22 protein-coding genes are annotated in these 18,453 nt (G+C 64.1%); 15 read left to right on the forward strand and 7 right to left on the reverse strand.

What is annotated here, in order from left to right; genetic code table 11:
• Positions 1-4: 4 nt before the first annotated feature.
• A complete protein-coding gene (locus NKH60_RS19690; RefSeq protein ID WP_245274651.1) occupies positions 5-217 on the reverse strand; it encodes a hypothetical protein in 213 nt (70 codons plus the stop codon).
• Positions 218-562: 345 nt separating this feature from the next.
• Between NKH60_RS19690 and NKH60_RS19695 the strand changes: the two genes are divergently transcribed.
• From NKH60_RS19695 to NKH60_RS19735, 9 genes are all read left to right on the forward strand, one after another.
• On the forward strand, positions 563-1,039 hold the full coding sequence (locus NKH60_RS19695; protein ID WP_352834163.1) for an Hsp20 family protein: 477 nt from the start codon (positions 563-565) through the stop codon (positions 1,037-1,039).
• 29 nt (positions 1,040-1,068) lie between these two features.
• On the forward strand, positions 1,069-1,590 hold the full coding sequence (locus tag NKH60_RS19700) for an Hsp20/alpha crystallin family protein (protein WP_352541166.1): 522 nt from the start codon (positions 1,069-1,071) through the stop codon (positions 1,588-1,590).
• 63 nt (positions 1,591-1,653) lie between these two features.
• Complete coding sequence (locus NKH60_RS19705) at positions 1,654-2,331, forward strand: hypothetical protein (protein ID WP_352775650.1); 678 nt, start codon at positions 1,654-1,656, stop codon at positions 2,329-2,331.
• Positions 2,332-2,440: 109 nt separating this feature from the next.
• Complete coding sequence (locus NKH60_RS19710; protein WP_352834157.1) at positions 2,441-3,043, forward strand: CDP-alcohol phosphatidyltransferase family protein; 603 nt, start codon at positions 2,441-2,443, stop codon at positions 3,041-3,043.
• Between the two features lie 26 nt (positions 3,044-3,069).
• Positions 3,070-4,857, forward strand: coding sequence for a bifunctional alpha/beta hydrolase/class I SAM-dependent methyltransferase (locus tag NKH60_RS19715; protein ID WP_352850224.1), 1,788 nt, complete (start codon positions 3,070-3,072; stop codon positions 4,855-4,857).
• 2 nt (positions 4,858-4,859) lie between these two features.
• Positions 4,860-6,203 carry a phosphatase PAP2/dual specificity phosphatase family protein gene (locus NKH60_RS19720; protein WP_352834151.1) on the forward strand — a complete coding sequence of 448 codons (1,344 nt, stop codon included), beginning with the start codon at positions 4,860-4,862 and terminating at the stop codon, positions 6,201-6,203.
• Positions 6,200-6,628 carry a hypothetical protein gene (locus tag NKH60_RS19725; RefSeq protein WP_352541170.1) on the forward strand — a complete coding sequence of 143 codons (429 nt, stop codon included), beginning with the start codon at positions 6,200-6,202 and terminating at the stop codon, positions 6,626-6,628. The genes NKH60_RS19720 and NKH60_RS19725 overlap by 4 nt, the downstream gene beginning before the upstream one ends.
• A gap of 8 nt (positions 6,629-6,636) precedes the next feature.
• Positions 6,637-7,299 carry a lysophospholipid acyltransferase family protein gene (locus NKH60_RS19730; protein WP_352775642.1) on the forward strand — a complete coding sequence of 221 codons (663 nt, stop codon included), beginning with the start codon at positions 6,637-6,639 and terminating at the stop codon, positions 7,297-7,299.
• Positions 7,300-7,321: 22 nt separating this feature from the next.
• A complete protein-coding gene (locus tag NKH60_RS19735; protein ID WP_023675663.1) occupies positions 7,322-8,257 on the forward strand; it encodes a phosphatidate cytidylyltransferase in 936 nt (311 codons plus the stop codon).
• 124 nt (positions 8,258-8,381) lie between these two features.
• On the opposite strand, the gene NKH60_RS19740 is transcribed toward NKH60_RS19735, so the two are convergent.
• Positions 8,382-10,379 carry an AI-2E family transporter gene (locus NKH60_RS19740; protein WP_502907758.1) on the reverse strand — a complete coding sequence of 666 codons (1,998 nt, stop codon included), beginning with the start codon at positions 10,377-10,379 and terminating at the stop codon, positions 8,382-8,384.
• 260 nt (positions 10,380-10,639) lie between these two features.
• Between NKH60_RS19740 and NKH60_RS19745 the strand changes: the two genes are divergently transcribed.
• The 3 genes from NKH60_RS19745 to NKH60_RS19755 all read left to right on the forward strand — a co-directional run bounded on the left by NKH60_RS19745 (position 10,640) and on the right by NKH60_RS19755 (position 13,629).
• A complete protein-coding gene (locus NKH60_RS19745) occupies positions 10,640-10,927 on the forward strand; it encodes a hypothetical protein (RefSeq protein ID WP_352501220.1) in 288 nt (95 codons plus the stop codon).
• 317 nt (positions 10,928-11,244) lie between these two features.
• Entirely contained in the window at positions 11,245-11,466 is a 222-nt protein-coding gene (locus tag NKH60_RS19750; protein WP_023675660.1) for an alkylphosphonate utilization protein, read from the forward strand.
• A gap of 192 nt (positions 11,467-11,658) precedes the next feature.
• Entirely contained in the window at positions 11,659-13,629 is a 1,971-nt protein-coding gene (locus tag NKH60_RS19755) for an acyltransferase family protein (protein WP_352873075.1), read from the forward strand.
• Between the two features lie 227 nt (positions 13,630-13,856).
• Here NKH60_RS19755 and NKH60_RS19760 read toward each other — a convergent pair whose 3' ends face one another.
• A complete protein-coding gene (locus NKH60_RS19760) occupies positions 13,857-14,135 on the reverse strand; it encodes a hypothetical protein (protein ID WP_352457314.1) in 279 nt (92 codons plus the stop codon).
• 220 nt (positions 14,136-14,355) lie between these two features.
• Here NKH60_RS19760 and NKH60_RS19765 point away from each other — a divergent pair, with 220 nt between their 5' ends.
• Entirely contained in the window at positions 14,356-14,673 is a 318-nt protein-coding gene (locus NKH60_RS19765; RefSeq protein ID WP_352501222.1) for a hypothetical protein, read from the forward strand.
• A 213-nt stretch (positions 14,674-14,886) separates the two neighbouring features.
• Positions 14,887-15,198, forward strand: coding sequence for a hypothetical protein (locus NKH60_RS19770; RefSeq protein WP_352467934.1), 312 nt, complete (start codon positions 14,887-14,889; stop codon positions 15,196-15,198).
• 44 nt (positions 15,199-15,242) lie between these two features.
• On the opposite strand, the gene NKH60_RS19775 is transcribed toward NKH60_RS19770, so the two are convergent.
• The 3 genes from NKH60_RS19775 to NKH60_RS19785 form a co-directional block, all read right to left on the reverse strand.
• Positions 15,243-15,848 carry a DUF6456 domain-containing protein gene (locus NKH60_RS19775; RefSeq protein ID WP_352873077.1) on the reverse strand — a complete coding sequence of 202 codons (606 nt, stop codon included), beginning with the start codon at positions 15,846-15,848 and terminating at the stop codon, positions 15,243-15,245.
• A gap of 65 nt (positions 15,849-15,913) precedes the next feature.
• The gene (locus tag NKH60_RS19780; protein WP_352834143.1) at positions 15,914-16,549 is read right to left on the reverse strand and encodes a high mobility group family protein; all 636 of its coding nucleotides are present in this window, start codon (positions 16,547-16,549) and stop codon (positions 15,914-15,916) included.
• Between the two features lie 52 nt (positions 16,550-16,601).
• Positions 16,602-16,862, reverse strand: a complete 261-nt coding sequence (locus NKH60_RS19785; protein WP_352834141.1) for a hypothetical protein — start codon at positions 16,860-16,862, stop codon at positions 16,602-16,604.
• A gap of 238 nt (positions 16,863-17,100) precedes the next feature.
• Between NKH60_RS19785 and NKH60_RS19790 the strand changes: the two genes are divergently transcribed.
• Positions 17,101-17,796, forward strand: a complete 696-nt coding sequence (locus NKH60_RS19790) for an XRE family transcriptional regulator (protein WP_352457320.1) — start codon at positions 17,101-17,103, stop codon at positions 17,794-17,796.
• A gap of 221 nt (positions 17,797-18,017) precedes the next feature.
• Here the strand turns inward: NKH60_RS19790 and NKH60_RS19795 are convergent, their stop codons facing one another.
• The gene (locus tag NKH60_RS19795) at positions 18,018-18,317 is read right to left on the reverse strand and encodes a hypothetical protein (RefSeq protein ID WP_352638087.1); all 300 of its coding nucleotides are present in this window, start codon (positions 18,315-18,317) and stop codon (positions 18,018-18,020) included.
• Positions 18,318-18,453: the final 136 nt, after the last annotated feature.

Consider the following 18,453-nt stretch of genomic DNA (forward strand, 5'->3'; position numbering starts at 1 on the left):
CCGGTTATTCCTCCTCGTCCGGCCCTTGCAGCAGTTCGATCAGCGTCGCTACCCTTGCCGTCGGCAGCGGTCGGCCCTCGTTCACCAGCGCCTCGTCGGCGGCGATCCAGGCCAGGGCCTCGCGCAATTCCTGGACCGTCCCGTCCGTCGCCGCAATGTCGGCGATCACGGCTTCGTCGACCGGGCCCAGCACAGAAATGATCTCGTCGCGTGTCATGGTCAGCTCCATCTGCGAGTGCCGGGAACGGGCCCGGCAACACAAGAAATCTGGGTCTTGACCTGCTGCAGACAATAACCGGCCGGGGAAGTCAGCGTTGGCAATTGAAACCAGACAGGCAATCTCGTGCCGGACATCTCCCCACTTGTGGCGAGATTGGCAGCCCCGCCGAACCGACCGAAAACCGGCCCAAAAACCGGCAACGCGAGAGCCACCGGGGTCTTGACTTGCGGCGGACAATAACCAGATCGAAGGCACCGGTCGCCGAAATGGGGCCGGCGGAACCAGGGAGCGCCAGCTCTTTGGCGCCCCTCGTATCTATGTTGCTCGATGGAGGATGTAGCTATGAGAACCGCATTCGACTTTTCCCCGCTCTATCGGTCGAGCATCGGCTTCGACCGCGTCTTCAACCTGCTGGAAAATGCTCCGCAGGCCTTCGACGCCTGGCCGCCCTATGACATCGCGCGCAGCGGCGAGAACAACTACCGCGTCACCATCGCCGTAGCCGGGTTTTCCGAGGACGACCTCGAAATCACTCATGAACCCAACCTCCTCATTGTCTCCGGCCAGCACAAGGAGCCGGACAACGCGGAGTATCTGCATCATGGCCTCGCCACACGGCCCTTTACCCGCCGTTTCGAGCTTGCCGATCACGTCAAGGTCGCAGGCGCCTCGCTCGACAACGGCCTGCTCAGCATCGATCTGGTACGTGAGGTGCCAGAGGAGATGAAGCCTCGGCGCATCGCCATCGCGACCGATGTCGCCTCGCCGAAGATCGGGTCGAAGGTCGCGCAGGGCGAAGCAAACAAGCAGGCTGCCTGAATGCACCAGTCGAGAAAGGAGACTATGCAATGGCTATTCGTGATCTCATTCCGTGGGGCCGGGAGAACAATCAGCCCCCCAGCCTGTTCCGCAACGGCGACGGCGATCCCTTCCTGACGCTGCATCGCGAAATGAACCGCCTGTTCGACGAGGCGTTCCGCGGCTTCGACACGAGGCTGCCGTCGCTCGGTGGCTTCTCCGCTGCCCGCGCCAGCTGGCCGAGTGTCGAAATCTCCGATAGCGAAAAGGAGATCCGCGTCACCGCCGAGATCCCCGGCATGGACGAGAAAGACGTCGAGTTGCTGCTCGATGACGGTGTGCTGACGCTGCGCGGCGAGAAGCGCGAAGAGACCGAGGACAAGGACAGGCAGTTCTCCGAACGCTTCTATGGCCGTTTCGAGCGGCGTATCCCGCTCGGCTACGAAGTCGACGAAGACAAGGTGAACGCCGCGTTCCGGAACGGTGTGCTCAGCGTGACGCTGCCCAAGACGGAGCGCGCCCAGGCAAAGGCCAAGCGTATCGCCATCACCGGCGGCGACGGCAAGTCCTGACGGCTCGTAGGACGACGTCCCTTCTGCCTGTCGGTTCCGGCGGGCAGAAGCGGGCAAATGTCGATGACCCGTTCTCCCGACGCTCCGGTTCCGCCTGACCAGGCGCAGCACGCCCTGCAGTGCCTGACGACCGAGCATTTCGTGCTGCAAAACGCTCGCGCCGCGACCATTCAGGAAGCGAACCAGAGAGCCGATCTGTTCCTGACCTCGGTCTCAAGCGCAACGATTGCCTTGTCCTTCGTCGCGCAGGTCACGGAGATGGGCAGGCCGTTCGTGTTGTTCAGCCTGATCTTGCTGCCTTGCCTTTTCTTCATCGGACTGGTCACCTTTGTGCGCGCGGTGCAGGTTGCCATCGAGGACATGGTGCATGCCCGCGGCATGGCCAGGATCCGCCACTATTTCGTCGAACTGGCGCCGGTCCTGCAAAGATACCTTGTCAATTCCACGCATGACGACCCCTCGGCGGTGCTGGTCGACAAGGGCCTCAGACCCTCGCCGCTGCAATATTTCATGACCACCGCGGGGATGGTGGGCACGATCAACGGCGCCATTGCCGGCGTCTTCACCGGCATCGTTGTTAAGTCCGCTTTCGGCGGGGGCATGTCGCCCGGCGTGATTTGCGGGCTGGCGGTCTTCGCGACATGCATTCTCATCCTGCGGCGCTATCATAGTCGCGCCTGGGCGGCGGCCGAAGAAAGCTTGCCCGCACGGTTCCCGGGCGACAATGGCAGGGAAAGCTAGCGCCGACATATCCGGATGTCGAAAAGTGGCAGGGCGCCGCCCTTGCGTCTTGCGCGCCAATTGACCATCCTCGCCAACATCATTTGCACCGCGGCCGGGGGGTTCGCACATGCCGACGCTTTATGCGCTGAAACCGGCCTTCCAGGCCAGGCTGCGGCCGCTTGCCGATGGCCTGGCCAGGGCCGGCGTCACCGCCAACCAGATCACACTGCTGGCCGCTGCCCTCTCGCTCGCCGCCGGCCTTGCGGTGGCAGTCCTTGCAGGCCATCGCGCGGTCTTTCTGCTGATGCCGCTCGTGCTGTTTGCGCGAATGGCGCTGAATGCGATCGACGGCATGCTCGCAAGGGAACATGGCCAGGCCTCGAAGCTCGGCATGTATCTCAACGAGCTTTGTGATGTCGTCTCCGATCTCGCTTTGATCCTGGCCTTTGCCGTCATTTTTCCTGCCTGGGGCGTCGTTGCATTCGCGATCGCGGCTATGATCACGGAGTTCGCCGGCGTGCTCGGCATCGCCGCCGGAACCGGGCGCAACTATGCCGGCCCGTTCGGCAAAAGCGACCGGGCGCTGGCGCTTGGCATCCTCGCCGTGCTTATCGCGTCCGGCCTGTGGGTCCCAGCGCTCACGCCGCTCGTGTTTCCGGCCATGGCTACACTCTCGCTGGCGACCGCCATCAACCGGATACGCAGCGGCCTTAACGGGAGCAGCAGCTGAATTCCGGTCTCGCCAGGGAGAACAACATGCTTCACCAACAGACGGTTGCCGCAGTGGCTTCAGCCAATATCGAGCGGGTGGCGCAGGAGCGCAGCTTCAAGAGCCATGACGGCACCGAGGTCTTCTATCGCTATTGGCCGGCGCTGTCGGAAAACCGCAAGGGTGCCATCCTGCTGTTCCATCGCGGCCACGAGCATGGCGGCCGCATGGCGCATCTGGTCGACGAGCTGCAGATGCCCGACCACGCCTTCTATGCCTGGGACGCGCGCGGCAATGGCCGCTCCGCCGGCGAACGCGGCTATGCGCCATCGTTTGCGGCACTGGTGCGCGACATCGAGTGTTTTGTGCGCGAGATCGGCAGCGACGGCTTTGCCCGGCGCGATATCGCGCTGATCGCGCAATCCTTCGGCGCCGTGCTTGCCGCCGCCTGGGTGCATGATTACGCGCCCGACATTCGCGCCCTGGTGCTGGCCTCGCCGGCCTTCTCGGTCAAGCTCTACGTGCCCTTCGCCAAGCAAGGCATTGCGTTGTGGCAGAAGCTGAAGGGCCGCTTCTTCGTCAATTCCTACGTCAAGGCGAAATTCCTGACGCATGATCCCGAGCGCATCGCCTCCTTCGACGCCGACCCGCTGATCACCCGGCCGATCGCCTCCAACATCCTGGTCGAGCTCTACGATCATGCCGCGCGCATCGTCGCCGATGCCCGCGCCATCACCGTGCCGACACAGCTTCTGATCTCCGGCAGCGACTGGGTGGTGCGCCATGGACCGCAGCACGAATTCTTCGTCAATCTGGCGAGCCCGGCCAAGAAGCGGCACGTGCTGCCCGGCTTTTTCCACGACACGCTGGGCGAGCGCGACCGCCACAAGGCACTCGACCTGATCAGGCCCTTCCTCGAAAAGCAGTTCGCGGCGCCGGAAGAGCCGGTCGACCTGACCTGGGCCGACCGCGCCGGCTACACACGCGACGAGGCCGACCGGCTGGCCTCGCCGCTGCCGCTGCTGTCTCCCAGGGGGCTCTACTGGGCAATGAGCCGCGCCTCGATCCGCATGGGCGCCTGGCTGTCGTCCGGCATGAAGACGGGGATTGCCACCGGCTTCGATTCCGGCTCGACGCTCGACTATGTCTATGAGAACGAGGCGCGCGGCATCAGCCCCATCGGCCGCATGATCGACCGCACCTTTCTCGATGCCATCGGCTGGCGCGGCATCCGCCAGCGCAAGCTGCATCTGGAGGAGCTGATAGGCAGCGCCGTTGAGACGCTGAAGGCCGCCGGTCGGCCGGTCCATATCGTCGATATCGCCGCCGGCCATGGCCGCTATGTGCTCGATGCCGTGCAGAAAGGCGCCGCGCCGCCGGCAAGCGTGCGGCTGCAGGATTTCTCCGAGCTCAACGTCTCGCTCGGCCGCAAGCTGATCGCCGAGCGCCATCTGCCGGCGACCGTCTCGTTCCATCGAAGTGACGCCTTCGACGCCACGCTGCTGGCCGGGCTCGACCCGGCGCCGGATCTCGCCATCGTCTCGGGGCTCTACGAATTGTTTTCCGATAATGCCATGATCGCCCGCTCGCTCGGTGGACTGGCCAGCGCCATGCAGCCCGGAAGCCTGCTGGTCTACACCAACCAGCCCTGGCATCCGCAGCTCGAGATGATCGCGCGCAGCCTGACCTCGCACCGCGGCGGCCAGGCCTGGGTGATGCGCCGCCGCACGCAGGCCGAGATGGACCAGCTGGTGGCGGCCGCCGGCTTCGAGAAGCTCGACCAGCGCATCGACCAGTGGGGCATCTTCACCGTTTCGGTCGCGCGGCGCGTCTGAGCATGGACCTGCCTGCCTGTGCCTCACCTCGCGATGCCGCTGCCCTTCCGGCCTTGCCGCGCGAGCCGTATCCCGGGATCGTCCTGCGCGCCGCATTGTGGCTGGCATTTCTGGCGCCGTTCTTCTACGCCACCTACGGCTTCGCCAACTGGCTGGCGTCGCGGCGCGACGACGTCGGCAGCATCGTCTTTGGCTGGGAGCATGGCATCCCGTTCCTTGCCTGGACGATCGTGCCCTACTGGTCGATCAACCTGTTCTACGGCTTGTCGCTGGTGTTGAACAATTCGAAGAGCGGCGTCGACCGCCTCGCCGGCCGCTATCTGACGGCACAGATCGTCGCCGTCGCCTGCTTCATCCTGTTCCCGCTGACTGCCACGTTCGTGCGCCCGCAGACGAGCGGTCTGCCCGGCTTCATGTTCGCCGTACTCGGCGGCTTCGACAAACCCTTCAACCAGGCGCCGTCGCTGCATATCGCGCTGCTGGTCATCATCTGGGACCATTGCCGTCACAGATTGGCCGGCATCGCCGGCGTCGCCTGGCATGTCTGGTGTTTCCTGATCGGCGCCTCGGTGCTGACGACGTGGCAGCACCATTTCATCGACATACCGACCGGCGCGCTGCTCGGCCTTTTCGCGCTGTGGCTGTTTCCGCGCGACGGCGCCTTGCCTTTCGCCGGCTTCCGCCTGACCGCGGACCCGAAAGCGCGGCTTCTGGCGCTGTTCTATGCGCTTGGCGCAGCCTTTGCGCTGGCCGGCGCTGCCGCCGGCGCATTGGTCTCGGCGCTGTGGCTCATCCTGTTGTGGCCGGCACTGGCGCTGGCCATAATCGCTTTCGCCTATGCCGGCGCCGGCGCCAAGGTGTTCCAGAAAACAGCCGATGGCCGCGTGTCGCTGGCCAGCCGTCTTCTGCTGTGGCCCTACCGGGTTGCCGCCAAGGTCAATGTGTGGGCATGGACGCGAAAGCTCCCGGCGCAGATCGTCATCGCCGACGGTGTTTCCCTTGGCCGTTTTCCGACCGCCGCCGAGGCCGACGCCTTCGGCACGGTGATCGACCTTGCCGGCGAATTGGAACGGCCGCGTGGCGCCTCGATCCGATGGTTGAGCCTGCCCATGGTCGACCTTTTGCCGCCGTCTCGCGAGGCGCGTGCGCAAGCGGTGGCGGCGATCGAGACGGCGCGGAGCCAGGGCACGGTGCTGGTCTGCTGTGCGCTCGGCTTCCAGCGCAGCGCCGCCGTCGTCGCCGAATGGCTGGTCGCCAGCGGCCGGGCCGCCACGTCGGATCAGGCGCGAGGCCAGCTCGCTGCCGCCGGCCGGCCTGTGCATCTTGGCATGGACGCGGCGACATGACTGCTTTTCGAGATAAGGCCGAGACGTTCGCCGCCGGACTTATGGTGCAGGTGGCGTGGCCGCTGCTGTTGATTGCTGCTGCCTTGCTGGCGGCGCCGGTCATCGGCCTGGCGACTGCGCCGCAAACATCGTCGCTGTCCGCGGCGGCCTGGCTGATCGCCGCCGCGGGTGCCATAGCCACAATTATTCTCTCGGCCCTGCTTTTGTTCGACGCGCTGCTGTTCCGGCTGATGGCCAGCCACGCCAGCGAAGCAGGCGGCGGTGCGGCGATCGACGACGTGCTGGCGCGCATGCGGCTGAAACCCACGGCGGCCGGTGGCCGCTCGCTCGACCAGCGGATGGCCGGCACGCGCCGTCTGCTCGCCAAGCAGCGTATCGCCTTCAGCCTGTTCGCGGCGGCCTCGGTCGTCGCGGCATTCTTTTGAGCCCGTCCATGACAAAGCTTCGCGTCAGCACCTATACCCTGCTGCAGACGGTGACCTCGGTCGGCCTGTCGGCACTGGCCTGGGTGGTCACCGGCGTGCGGCCGATCTGGAACGGCAGCCAGCCGTCGGACCGGCAGCGCATCTACTTCGCCAACCATGCCAGCCACGGCGATTTCATCCTGCTGTCGGCCTGCCTCAGCGAGAAGGAGCGCGCCCGTACCCATGCGGTGGCGGCCGCCGATTATTGGAGCAAGTCGCGGCTGCGCCGTTTCATTGCCGAGGACATGCTGTCTTCCGTGCTGATCCACCGGCAGTGGACGGATGAAACGCAGCACCCGATCTCGATCATGCTGTCGGTGCTCGACCAGGGCCACTCGCTGATCCTGTTTCCCGAAGGCACGCGCAACATGACCGACGAACCGCTGCTGCCGTTCCGCTCCGGCCTCTACAATCTGTCGATGGCGCGGCCCGATGTCGAGCTCATCCCGTGCTGGATCGAGAACATGTCGCGGGTGCTGCCCAAGGGCCAATTCGTGCCGGTGCCGCTGCTTTGCCGCGTCGTCTTCGGCGCCCCGATCGCCATTCAACCGGGTGAGGAACGCCGCGCCTTTCTCGACCGCGCCCGCGAAACGCTGCTGGCGCTGAACCCCCGGCCGCAGCGAGACGATTGAGGACCAAGGCAAAATGCTGCCGATGATGCACGAAACCCTCATTCTGATTGTCGGCCTGCTGGCGGTGCTGATCAGCGCCAGCGTCGTCGCCGGCGTCTTGTCATGGCGCGCGCCAAAGCCGTTGTCGCCGACGCTGGTCAACCTCACCCAGCGCATCAATGCCTGGTGGGTGATGGTGGTGGCGATCACCGTTGCCTTCTTCTTCGGCCGCCCCGGCATGACCATCCTGTTCGCGCTGATTTCGTTCGCCGCGTTGCGCGAATTCGTGACGCTGACGCACAGCCGCCGCAGCGACCACTGGGTGCTGCTCGGCATGTTCGGCATCGTCATCCCGTTCCAGTACTGGCTGGTGTGGACCGCCTGGTACGGCCTGTTCACCATCTTCATCCCGGTCTACTGCTTCCTGCTGATGCCGGCGATCACCGCGCTGCACGGCGACACCGAGCGCTTTCTCGAGCGCGTCTCGGCGCAGCAATGGGCGGTGATGATTTCGGTCTACTGCGTCAGCCACGTGCCGGCGCTGCTGACGCTCGAGGTGCCAGGCTTCGAAGGCCGCAACCTGTTGCTGATCGCTTTCCTGATCATCACCGTGCAAGGCAGCGACGTGCTGCAATATATTTTCGGCAAGCTGTTCGGCCGGCATCTCCTGGCGCCGACGGTCTCGCCGTCGAAGACCTGGGAGGGGCTGGTCGGCGGGCTGGCGGCGTCGAGCCTGCTCGGCGCGCTGCTGTCGTTCCTGACGCCGTTCTCGCCGCTGCAGGCAGCCGGCGTCGCCTTCATCGCCTGCCTGATGGGCTTCCTTGGCGGGCTGGTCGCCTCGGCCATCAAGCGCGATCAGGGCGTCAAGGACTGGGGCCATCTGATCGAAGGCCATGGTGGCATGATGGACCGTGCCGACAGCCTGGTCTTCGCCGCTCCGGTCTTCTTCCATACGGTGCGCTATTTCTGGACTGTATGAAGGTTGGCGCCGTTTGCCGCGGCGGACGGTTCAGGGCGACCTTGCGAAGATGACCTGAGCCGTTTCGTTATTACCACTTTCGCGAAAGCGGTAATAACCCAACCTGCCGCGGTCTTCGCCGCGCTCATTTTGCCGCGGCGAGCGGCTCTTTCTTGCGCGCCGGCGTCAGGCGACGCATGCGGCGTTTGGCGGTGGTCTTCAGCGCCACCGGCGGAGCGCTGGACAACGCACCGAGCACCGCGCCTACCATGCCACGTGCGACGAAATCGGCGTTGATCTCGTTGGCCAATCTGGCATCTGCCTCCTGGTTGTCGCTGTCGGCTTCCGACCACAACACGATGCCCACTCGCAACCTTGGTTTGGTGCGTTTCAGCCGACGGACCAGGAACCGCCCGTGCTTGACGGAATCCCGGTTCAAAAATCCGATGACGACACTATCGACGGCGTCGAGCTCAAGGCGGCGAATGCTCCCCGGTTCCATCTCGGCGAAGCTCGCTCTCAACACCGTAGCGCCCTGGACTTCGAGCACCTGGGCCAGCATGGCGGCCGCCGCGTCGTCGAGTTCGCCGCGCCCGCCGGCGCACAGCACCGACATGCCCGTGCCATCCGGCAGTTCGGTGTACTCCTCGCCCTGAACCTCCCCCTGAACGTGCCTGTCCTCGCGTGAGCCGTTGTCCTCGGCCGCGGCCGTGTCGTCCGCTTCCGCCTCCTCCTGCGCGCTGTCGTCGAGGTTCGCCACCATCGTCAGCGCGCTGCCCGCGACCTGCTGTCTTTGCTCGTCGCTCAGCACACCACGCACCCGGTCCTGCTCGCCGAGCAGAAGTGCGGGAATCGCGACCTTGTCGTAGAACTCGACCAGATATTCTTCGTCCAGCATCTCCTCGGCATGGTCCGTCGCTTCCTCGGGATCGCCGGCCAACAGCCGCTGGTAAAGCCGGGCGTGCGGTTCGAGCACGGGTTCGTTGCCGAACAGAACGTCGAGGAATTCGAACTGCGGCACATGGCGGCCGAGCACGACGAGACAGACCGTGAGCGGCGTCGACAGAACCAGGCCCAATGGCCCCCAGATCCAGGTCCAGAAGATCGCCGCAACGATGATGGCCAATGGCGACAGCCCGGTGCGCGAGCCGTAGAGCCAGGGTTCGATCACGTTGCCGGTGATCAGTTCGACCACGACGAAAAGCCCTGCGGTCCAGAGCACGAGCGACCAGCCGGGCGCCACGGCAAGCGCCAGGAACAGAGGCAACAGCGTCGCGATGACCGGGCCGATATAGGGAACGAAGCGCAGCGCCAGCGCCAGCAAACCCCACAGCAATGGATTGGGTATGCCCAGCAGCCAAAGTCCAATTGCAATCGGGACGGCATAGACGATGTTCACGACCAGTTGCATGAGCAGATAGCGGCCGACGCGCTTGCCGGCATCCTGCAGCGCCTCGGTGGTTCGATGCAGATCGCCATAGCCGACGAGGCGTATGAAGCGATCGCGCAGGTCCTCCCGCTCGAGCAGCATGAATATGACGACCACGACGATCAGTCCGGCCGATGCCAGCGGGCTCAGCAGCGGGCCGATCAGATTCTGGAGGACCTCGAGCGGTCGTTCGCGCGCGACGATTTCGACCGGGATCGGTTCCCGCGGAGGCTGATCGGCGGCGGGTTGTACGGGCTCGGGTCTGTCGAGTTCCTGGCCGACGCGTTCGATCACCCGGCTCAATCTGGAAACGATGCCGCCGCCGACGCCGGTTTCCTTGAGCGACCGGACCTTGGTCAGGATATTCGCCTGGTAGAGCGGAATGTTCTGCGCCAGTTCACTGACCTGCGTGGCGACGATGAAGGAGAACAGCGCCAGCACCGTGAATGCGCCGAGCACACTGGCGATCACGGCCGGAAGACGCGGAATGCCGGCTCGCTTGAGTGCCGACACCATGGGCACGAGCGCAAAGGTAAGCAGCAGCGCGATTGCGATCGGCAGAAAGACCTCGCGCCCGAAATAGAGCGCCGCGACGGCCGTCACGACCGACGCTACGCTGGGCAACGATGTGCGCGGAAGCGCCCTGGCCGCGGAAACGATGCCCGCCCGCCGGGGCTCCGACAGGTGCGCGTCGTTTCGACGATTTGCCGCCACTTGATACCTCCGCTCCGCCGTCGCCATGATCGGGCATATTGAGCCGGCCTGCAACTTCGCAGCGTCTCACCCAGCCGGACGCCGATTGCCCTGGTCGGCAGCGCGGCAAATTCAGTCATGGTAGAATTTTTTGCATTAATGACGTCACGGGCAATCCTGTTCCATGTCTGCGCCAGAACGTGGAACTTTTGGGTCAAAACACCGTTCCTTCGTAGATCGCTGATGGACAACCTCAAAGCAGCAGCTCAGGAGGAATGATCATGAACTTCAAGACGCTTTGCATGGGCGCGATGGCCCTTTCGATGATGACCGGCGCAGCGCTTGCCGCCGGTGCCACTGGCACTTCGGCGCTCGACGATCCGCAGAAAATGACGCCCTTCTTCACCGACGCCGGCATGAAGACCATGAAGTCGGAAGCCGAATTCAAGGCGGCATGGATGGCCATGTCCACGAGCGACCGGGCCATGATGTTGAAGGAATGCAGCGACGCAGGCATTGCCAAGATGCATGCCGACTTCTGCAAGATGGCCAAGCAGCTCAACAAGTAACCGTCGGCTTCTTGCCAAGCGAAATGGGGGCCAAGCGAAAGGGCGGGCGGCCCTTTCGCGACCTTCCAGTCCGCACTCATACCGGCGGGTGCCTAGCCATTTGAAATCGCGACGCCGGCCGGAGCGGCAATGACATTATGGTCCAGGGGCACCGTCTGCTTGCAACCTGGGTTTTCCGGTCGGCCGTTCCCGCATAGTATTGGCGGACGGCCCGCTTGACGCTTGACCCCGCTTGACGCTTGACCTTGTCGCCGAGCGTGGGATAGGCCGGAGACTGGCCCGACCACCTCCCACCGGAGTCCCACGAAAGACCTGCCATGACCGACGCGATCATAAGAGACAGCAATGGCACGGCGCTGCACGAGGGCGACTCCGTGACCCTGATCAAGGATCTCAAGGTCAAAGGCACGTCGGAGACGATCAAGCGCGGCACGCTGGTGAAGAATATTCGCCTCACCGGCAATCCCGGCGAGATCGAATGCAGCACCAGGCAGGTGAAGGGCCTGGTGCTGAAGACCGAGTTTTTGAAAAAGGCGTGATCGCCTCGGCACCCTTCGCTTCGCTTCCATATCAGTGGCTCTCGAATCGCTCGTGTGAGTGAACCTCCCACGCGAGGAACTGGAGGAGCCGCGCCCTCCCCCTATGTTGCACTGCGTTAGATTTGTTGCATTGCAATATCGTCGCATCGGGTCGAGCCTCTGCGAGGTGGGCATTCCTTGCATGAGGTGATTGTGTCGGCATCATTTCGGCCTGACATCGAAGGGCTGCGCGCGCTGGCGGTGGCGGGTGTCATCGCCTTCCATTTTGGTCTGTCCGGCCTGCCCGGCGGCTTTGCCGGCGTCGACATCTTCTTCGTCATCTCCGGCTATCTGATCACCCGCCACCTGGTTACGGAAATTACCGAGACCGGGCGGCTGAACCTCTGGCGCTTCTACGCCCGGCGCGCCCGGCGCCTGTTGCCGGCGGCACTGTTCGTCATCCTCGCCACGCTGTTCGCGGGTTACTTCATCCTGTCGCCGGAGGAACAGGCGCTTTATTCGAAAGGCGCCATGTTCGCCTCCGCCTACATGATCAACCTTTGGCTGATCCGCTGGTCGTTCGACTATTTCGCCGCCGACGCCACCAACAACCCGTTCATCCACTTCTGGTCGCTCTCGGTCGAGGAACAGTTCTATTTGGCATGGCCGGCGCTGCTTCTTGCCGCCGCCTGGCTGCGTCCCGGCAAGCGCGCCGCTATAATCGTCATCGGCGTCGCCGGCGCGGCCTCCTTCGCCGCCTGCGCCTGGCTGACCGAAGTGTCGCAGCCCTGGGCCTTCTATTTCTCGCCGCTCAGGGCCTGGGAATTCGCCGCCGGCGGCCTCGCGACCATAGCGCCGGCAAAGATCTGGCGCGACCGGCCGCTGCTGGCCACGCTCCAGGCATGCCTCGGTCTGGCGCTGATCGCCTGGGCCTATCTGATGCTGGACGAAGACTCGCCATTTCCCGGGGTGAATGCGCTGGCGCCTGTTGTCGGCACCGTGCTGCTGCTGCTCAGCGGCAGCGGCGGCCGCAATCTGCCGAGCGCCCTGCTGGCGCTGCCGCCCATGCAATGGTTGGGCCGGCTGTCCTATTCGCTTTATCTCTGGCACTGGCCGGTCATCGTCTATGCGGCGATGGTGGTTCCCAGCCTGTCCATCCTGGACCGCCTTACCTGCGCGGCGCTGACGCTGTTTCTGTCGATGTTCACCTATCATTTCATCGAGAACCCGATCCGCCGCAACGGCTGGCTGATGGCCGGAGCAGCGCGGGCGCTGGTGCCCGCCGTCGCGCTGACCGGCGCCGGCGTGGTCGCGGCCTATGGCAATGCGCGCTTTGCCGAGCACAATCTCAGCCCCGAACAGCACGTCATCGCCGACAGCGCCGCGCAGCTCTCCACTGTGCGCGCGAGCAATGGCGGCTGCGTGCTCGATTTCGAGACCGTCAAGCCAAAACCCTGCATGTTCGGCCGCAAGGATGCCCAGCGCTCGGTCGTGCTGTTCGGCGACTCGCATGCCGACCATTGGTCGACGCCGCTGATCAAGGCGGCCGAGAAGAACAATTTTCGCGTCGTCACCTTTCTCAAATCCTCCTGCCGGGCTTCGCGGGTGACGACCTGGAACTGGCGGCTGAAGCGCGACTACACCGAATGCGACCAATGGCGCGAGCAGTCGGTCAAGGACATCATCGCGCTCCACCCCCAACTGGTGGTGATCTCGGAGTTCTCGATCGGCAATGTGATGAAGGAATCGCCCGAGGAGTTGAGGCACGCCGATTGGCAAGCGCAGTGGCGGACGGGCCTCACCTGGACGCTTCAGGCCTTCAGCCAGGCCGGCATCAAGGTCGCGGTCATCAGGGACGTTCCCTACAATGCAAGCTACGCCGACAAGTGCGTGGCGCGGGCGCTGTGGCGGGGCCAGACGCCCGCGACATGCGACACGCCGAGGATCATGGCGGCAAACGACGACATCGCCACCATCGAGCGCGATATCGTGCGCTCGACACCGAACGCTGCTTACATCGACATGACCGACCGCTTTTGCGACCAGACCACCTGCCACGTCTTCATCGACGGCAAACTAGCCTTCCGCGACCGCCACCACCTGGCGACGCCCTTCGCCGAAACGCTGGAACCGGCGGTGGAGCGGGCGCTGTTTTCGGATGTGATGGCGGCGGCTGTAAAGTAACGGTTCCGGATCTTATCGGATCACGACCCAGCCCCTCGGCAAGGAACCATGCGGGGTCAGCTAAGGATGAGACCAGCCAGTAAAACGGTAAGGATAAGCGACAGCGGAACTGCAAGAAGGCAGCACAGCTCGAAAGTATTGGCTGGCCAAGAAGTCATTGGGCGCTTTTCCATATTGGCCTCCTCCCTCAACGGCCAGACCTGACGGCAGTTCCGCTTAGATGGTGCTCATCCCCACCACTCATCATGCAATTGGCGAAGCTCGTTCCGCTTCCTGGTCATCCATCGTGCACGCGCCAGATGTGTCGCCCACGCCCGGAAAGCCCTGTCCGGCTCCTGCTCCGGATCAATGTGCAGAACGATGCGGGCGACCTCACGCCAATCAGTCCCTTCAGCCGACGCGTCGAGCAGCCGGATATAAGTAAGCATGCGATCTTCGTCATAACCGGTCGGCACCGAAGACGTCGGCGCTGCGTTCGCGATATGAGAGTTTGGCTGCTTTGGCATTGCGACCTACCAGCAATGGCGCACCGTAGCAGCCTATAAAGAAGCCCGCGCCGTTTGATCGGAGGATGCGCCGATCGAGATTCGCCTCGACGGTCGGCAAATGGGGGCCTCAGGCGGAGTTCCCCGCCCAGCTGGGCTCACGCCTCACCACGTCGTGATCGGGTCGAGGCAATCTATCTATTTTAGTGGAACCTAATTTAGTCGACGCAATTATGCGTGCGTGAGAAAGCGTGAAATCCAGACCGTCACTGAAAGCCGGCTATCGCGGGATCAGTTGGCCGATGATCCAGTGATTGCAGTCGATTTGACGGAACGGATATTACAGGCGGCCGACAACGACAGAATTGTTTGCCTCGTCGTGGCAACGGAGGAGCTGGAAACCGACCGCATCGAGAAAACGGAACCTAAGGAGACCAGGATTGCCGCAAGCTTCGTCCGGGACTTTGAGGTAATGCTGCTTGTTCTTTATGCGGCCTACGCCCTCGCTGTGCTGGGTGCGACCGCGTTCGTTTTGCTTGAATTGGGCCATGTTCTGTAGGCAGACGTCGGCAAAAAACGGGACTGACGCGCGATTGCCGCTGTTTGATGAGAGGAGCGGCCACGCTGCGTCGACGATCCGACCCCGGCGCAGCCAGCGGCGTTTTCGCGCTAAACTTCGGGCTCGTCCGTTCGTTACATCTTGCCAATCTATGGAACGAGGCTGCCCCTCGGGGGTTTTTCTATTAGAGGGACGTTAAAGAAGGAGGTAGCTATGAAGAAGCTCCTGCTTGCCTCGGTGATCGCCATCGCATCGGCGGCTTCCGTGATCGGCCCGGCGAATGCCGGCGGCAGCGTCACAATCGGCATCGGCAACGGCTATGACGACGACGACTATTACTATCGCCACCATCGGTATTCCGATTACGACGATGAGTACGTCCCCCGTTACCGCTATGATGTCTATAACGAGGACTACGCGCCGCGCTACCGGTACCGGTACCACCGGCGCTGCCACACCGAAGTCATCAGGCACTGGCGTCATCACCACCGGATTATCGAAAGAATCCGTGTCTGCCGTCGTTGACGGATCGATCCGGCCGGTAGTGCCGGCCGGATCGGCGGGGCTTCTCACCTCGGCTTGCGCATCAGCATCATGCCGTAATGCACGGCCAATATGTCGAGCCCGATCTTGAGTAGTTTCACCACCACGTCGCGCGGCTCGCCGGCCTGTTCGGCCAGGCTCTTGACCGTTGCGTCGGCACAGCAGACCTTTTGCACGATGCCGGCGATCTCCCAGTGGGCAAGCGCCCTGGTGGCCTCGGCATGGTCGCGGCCGGCGGACAGGATGTGTTCGGCGACGCCGCTGCCGGTGCGGCCGCCGTCGACGCGCTCGGCCCAGGCCATCGGCTTGGCGGTTGCCTCGGACGAGTTGCGGAAATCCTGGCGGTAGCGCATGCCCGCCTCGCGCTGCTGGCGCGACAGCGAGGTGAGGCCGCTCAGCGGGTCGACGTTGCGCACCCGCACGATGCCGCCGGCCGCTGTGTGGCCGTCATTGGAGACCTCATAGAGGCGCGCTCCCCCCTGCGTCCCCTTCGCCAGCCGCTTGCGGCCGAACCGATCGTCCTTCAGTGCGAAATCATGGCCGATCTCCTTGCGGATGCGCACCTGCTCGGCCTCGCCTTTCGGCAATCTCGGTGGCCTGGCTTTGACCTTTTGGGCGGTTTTGGTGCTCATCGGCTCGGTCCTCCTGGGTTTTGGTCGTCGGGCTCTGGCTAACTTCCAGCCTCATTGCAGCGGGCTCAAATCGCTTCGGCCGGCAGCGTGCGCAGGAAGCGCGCAGCGTGATAGGCGCAGTAGCTTTTCGATGGGTTCGTGCGCATTCCGCAGCACAGCATGTCCAAACCTGGCCGGCTGCCGGGAGCGTCGTTTTCCGCATCCTCCTGCGGCGTCGTGTCGAGCGGCGCGCGGCAGCGCTCGAACAGGCAATCGATGAAGCGCATGGCGGCGAAATGCGGCTGGCGGCCGCTGGCGGCGATCGGGCGCGGCGCCGGCATTTCGAGCGGTGCGCCATCGGTCCCGGTGATCCGAGCCGGACCCGGCTGCCAGGCCGGCGGCGCCAGCCTGGCCGACAGCCTTGCCGGGCGGCAGCGTGGCTCGGCCTTCGGAGCCGACTCCGCCTGATCAGCAGTGCTGGATGGCTCAGGCGCCGAATTTCCGAGCCGGCCGCCAGAGCGTCCACCACACCAGCCCTTCGATCTGGCAAGGCCGATGATGCGCAAACGGGCGGTGCGGTGGACGATGCCGATGATGGCTGCACGCGAGGCCGGGCGGCCGCGCAGCGCGGTCAACCGGGTGGCGATCTTCGCGGCCGACAGTCCGCTCGTCAGCCAGTTCTCGATTTGTTCCAGTTCCAAGGCGGAATAGCGGGCGGCCATGATGTTTCATTCCCTGCAAAAATGGCTGTGTGCGGCGCCGGCTTTGCCGGCCTCAGGCTCGAAAGCCGGTCAGCCTTCGCGTGGTCTGCTGCGATCGAGCTTCATCTCGGCCGCCCTGCCTTGTTGCGCCGGACGCTGCCTTGCCCGTCCGCTTGTCGAAGGCGATGACCGTGCCGTCTTCGGTGCGGATGCAGGAAACCGCGGCTTCCGCATTGCCGGCCGGCAGGCAATTCGTGGCCGGAGCCGTGAGGGGAACGGCTCCGGCCGTTCCGGCCGCTTGCGCTGCCGGATCCGAGGCGCGAGCCTCGGGCATCGTCCCGGCCGGGGAGGAGGACAGCCGCGACGAAGGGGAAAGGGTTGGCACATGCATGGCCCCGGCGATCGGTTGCGCTACCGCCTCCAGGCGAGCGCTGCCGGCGCGCTGAACGGCGGATTCAAGGACCGAAAGCTGGCGAAGCGACTTGTGCATGCCTACATAAGAGCATAACTCAAATCATAATGCAAGCGATTCTTGCATAGACGAAACCGAATCTTATGCCTCAGATGGAGCCATGGCGAAAACTGCACTGTCGATCAAGGTCGGAGCGGCGATCCGCCGGGCGCGCAAGCAGCGCGGCCTGGTGATGCGTCACATTGCCGAGCACAACGACACCGACGTCGCTGCCGTCGGCAATTGGGAGACCGGGCGCAACCTGCCCAAGACCGAGAACCTTTTGAAGACCGCCGCTTTCCTGCGCGTCGACCCGGTGGCGCTCGGCAAGGGCGAGGTCGTTTTCCTCGAAGATGCCGGACCGGTCGCCGATGCCGAGATCGTCACCGATCCCGGCCCCCTGCCCGCCGGGCCGATGGACATCCAGCTTCTCGGTACCGCCGTCGGCGGCGACGATGGCGACTTCACCTTCAACGGCCAGCCGGCCGGCTATGTCCAGCGGCCGCCGGGGATCCGGCATCTGCGCAATGTGTTTGCGCTGCACGTGCTGAGCGATTCGATGGTGCCGCGCTACGAGCCCGGCGAGATGATCTATTGCGGCGGCCGCGAAGCGTTGCCCGGCGACCATGTGGTGATCGAGACCCTGCCCGAGGAGAACGAGCAAAACGGCAAGGCCTTCATCAAGAAGCTGGTCAAGCGCACCGCCGCCGAGCTGATCGTCGAACAGTACAACCCGCCCAAGACGCTGTCCTTCAACCGCTACGCCATCAAGAACGTCTTCCGCGTCATCCCGCTCAAGGAACTGCTGGGGTATTGAGGGCTTGTTGCCTTCTCCCCTTGTGGGAGAAGGTGGATCGGCGCACAGCGCCGAGCCGGATGAGGGGTGCTGGAAGGAACGCGGCGGAGGAAATGTAGAAGCGATTTTTAAGCACTTACGCCATCAAGGTAGCGATCCGTCCAACACCCCTCATCCGACCGAGCTTCGCTCGGCCACCTTCTCCCACAAGGGGAGAAGGGAAGAGCAGCACGCCCGCCCCCTCAAGCCCGCCTCGACTGCAGCTCTCGACCGTTGAGCAGGCGCGCCTCGGCGCGGGTCCGCTGCCGGTCGTCGATGAAGGCGGCCTGGATCGAGACGGCGGCGCCCGGCAGGCCGTCGGCCCGGCAGGCCTTGCAGATCAGGCGCCCCGAAAGTGCGGCCAGCGGTGTCTCCGGCCTCACCCCATGCCGCTTGAGTTCGGCCGGTTTCCACCACCTGTTGCGGCCGCAATCGATGCACTCGACGGCAATCGAGACAACATCCGCGATCGTCGCTTCCCTGCCCGCTAATGCCATAGCCATCCCCATCATTGTTCCTGCTTTGTTCACATCATTATCGGTTTTCGGGGCGGAGTCGAGTCGGTTCCGCTTGCACCAACGTGAAAGTTTCACTTGTTCAGGTACTTGAGTTATGCTTCTATCTCGTGCAGGGCTGGAA

The organism is Mesorhizobium sp. M1006 (assembly GCF_040318825.1).
Classification (GTDB): domain Bacteria; phylum Pseudomonadota; class Alphaproteobacteria; order Rhizobiales; family Rhizobiaceae; genus Mesorhizobium.

Bases quoted from the DNA above. Each gene is read 5' to 3' on its own strand.
- NKH60_RS19760 (WP_352457314.1), bottom strand. From the start codon at position 14,135: ATGCCAAAGCAGCCAAACTCTCATATCGCGAACGCAGCGCCGACGTCT.
- NKH60_RS19770 (WP_352467934.1), top strand. From the start codon at position 14,887: ATGAAGAAGCTCCTGCTTGCCTCGGTGATCGCCATCGCATCGGCGGCT.
- NKH60_RS19795 (WP_352638087.1), bottom strand. From the start codon at position 18,317: ATGGCTATGGCATTAGCGGGCAGGGAAGCGACGATCGCGGATGTTGTC.
- NKH60_RS19715 (WP_352850224.1), top strand. From the start codon at position 3,070: ATGCTTCACCAACAGACGGTTGCCGCAGTGGCTTCAGCCAATATCGAG.
- NKH60_RS19785 (WP_352834141.1), bottom strand. From the start codon at position 16,862: ATGCCCGAGGCTCGCGCCTCGGATCCGGCAGCGCAAGCGGCCGGAACG.
- NKH60_RS19720 (WP_352834151.1), top strand. From the start codon at position 4,860: ATGGACCTGCCTGCCTGTGCCTCACCTCGCGATGCCGCTGCCCTTCCG.
- NKH60_RS19700 (WP_352541166.1), top strand. From the start codon at position 1,069: ATGGCTATTCGTGATCTCATTCCGTGGGGCCGGGAGAACAATCAGCCC.
- NKH60_RS19690 (WP_245274651.1), bottom strand. From the start codon at position 217: ATGACACGCGACGAGATCATTTCTGTGCTGGGCCCGGTCGACGAAGCC.
- NKH60_RS19710 (WP_352834157.1), top strand. From the start codon at position 2,441: ATGCCGACGCTTTATGCGCTGAAACCGGCCTTCCAGGCCAGGCTGCGG.
- NKH60_RS19725 (WP_352541170.1), top strand. From the start codon at position 6,200: ATGACTGCTTTTCGAGATAAGGCCGAGACGTTCGCCGCCGGACTTATG.
- NKH60_RS19775 (WP_352873077.1), bottom strand. From the start codon at position 15,848: ATGAGCACCAAAACCGCCCAAAAGGTCAAAGCCAGGCCACCGAGATTG.
- NKH60_RS19790 (WP_352457320.1), top strand. From the start codon at position 17,101: ATGGCGAAAACTGCACTGTCGATCAAGGTCGGAGCGGCGATCCGCCGG.
- NKH60_RS19705 (WP_352775650.1), top strand. From the start codon at position 1,654: ATGACCCGTTCTCCCGACGCTCCGGTTCCGCCTGACCAGGCGCAGCAC.
- NKH60_RS19745 (WP_352501220.1), top strand. From the start codon at position 10,640: ATGAACTTCAAGACGCTTTGCATGGGCGCGATGGCCCTTTCGATGATG.
- NKH60_RS19750 (WP_023675660.1), top strand. From the start codon at position 11,245: ATGACCGACGCGATCATAAGAGACAGCAATGGCACGGCGCTGCACGAG.
- NKH60_RS19735 (WP_023675663.1), top strand. From the start codon at position 7,322: ATGATGCACGAAACCCTCATTCTGATTGTCGGCCTGCTGGCGGTGCTG.
- NKH60_RS19780 (WP_352834143.1), bottom strand. From the start codon at position 16,549: ATGGCCGCCCGCTATTCCGCCTTGGAACTGGAACAAATCGAGAACTGG.
- NKH60_RS19695 (WP_352834163.1), top strand. From the start codon at position 563: ATGAGAACCGCATTCGACTTTTCCCCGCTCTATCGGTCGAGCATCGGC.
- NKH60_RS19730 (WP_352775642.1), top strand. From the start codon at position 6,637: ATGACAAAGCTTCGCGTCAGCACCTATACCCTGCTGCAGACGGTGACC.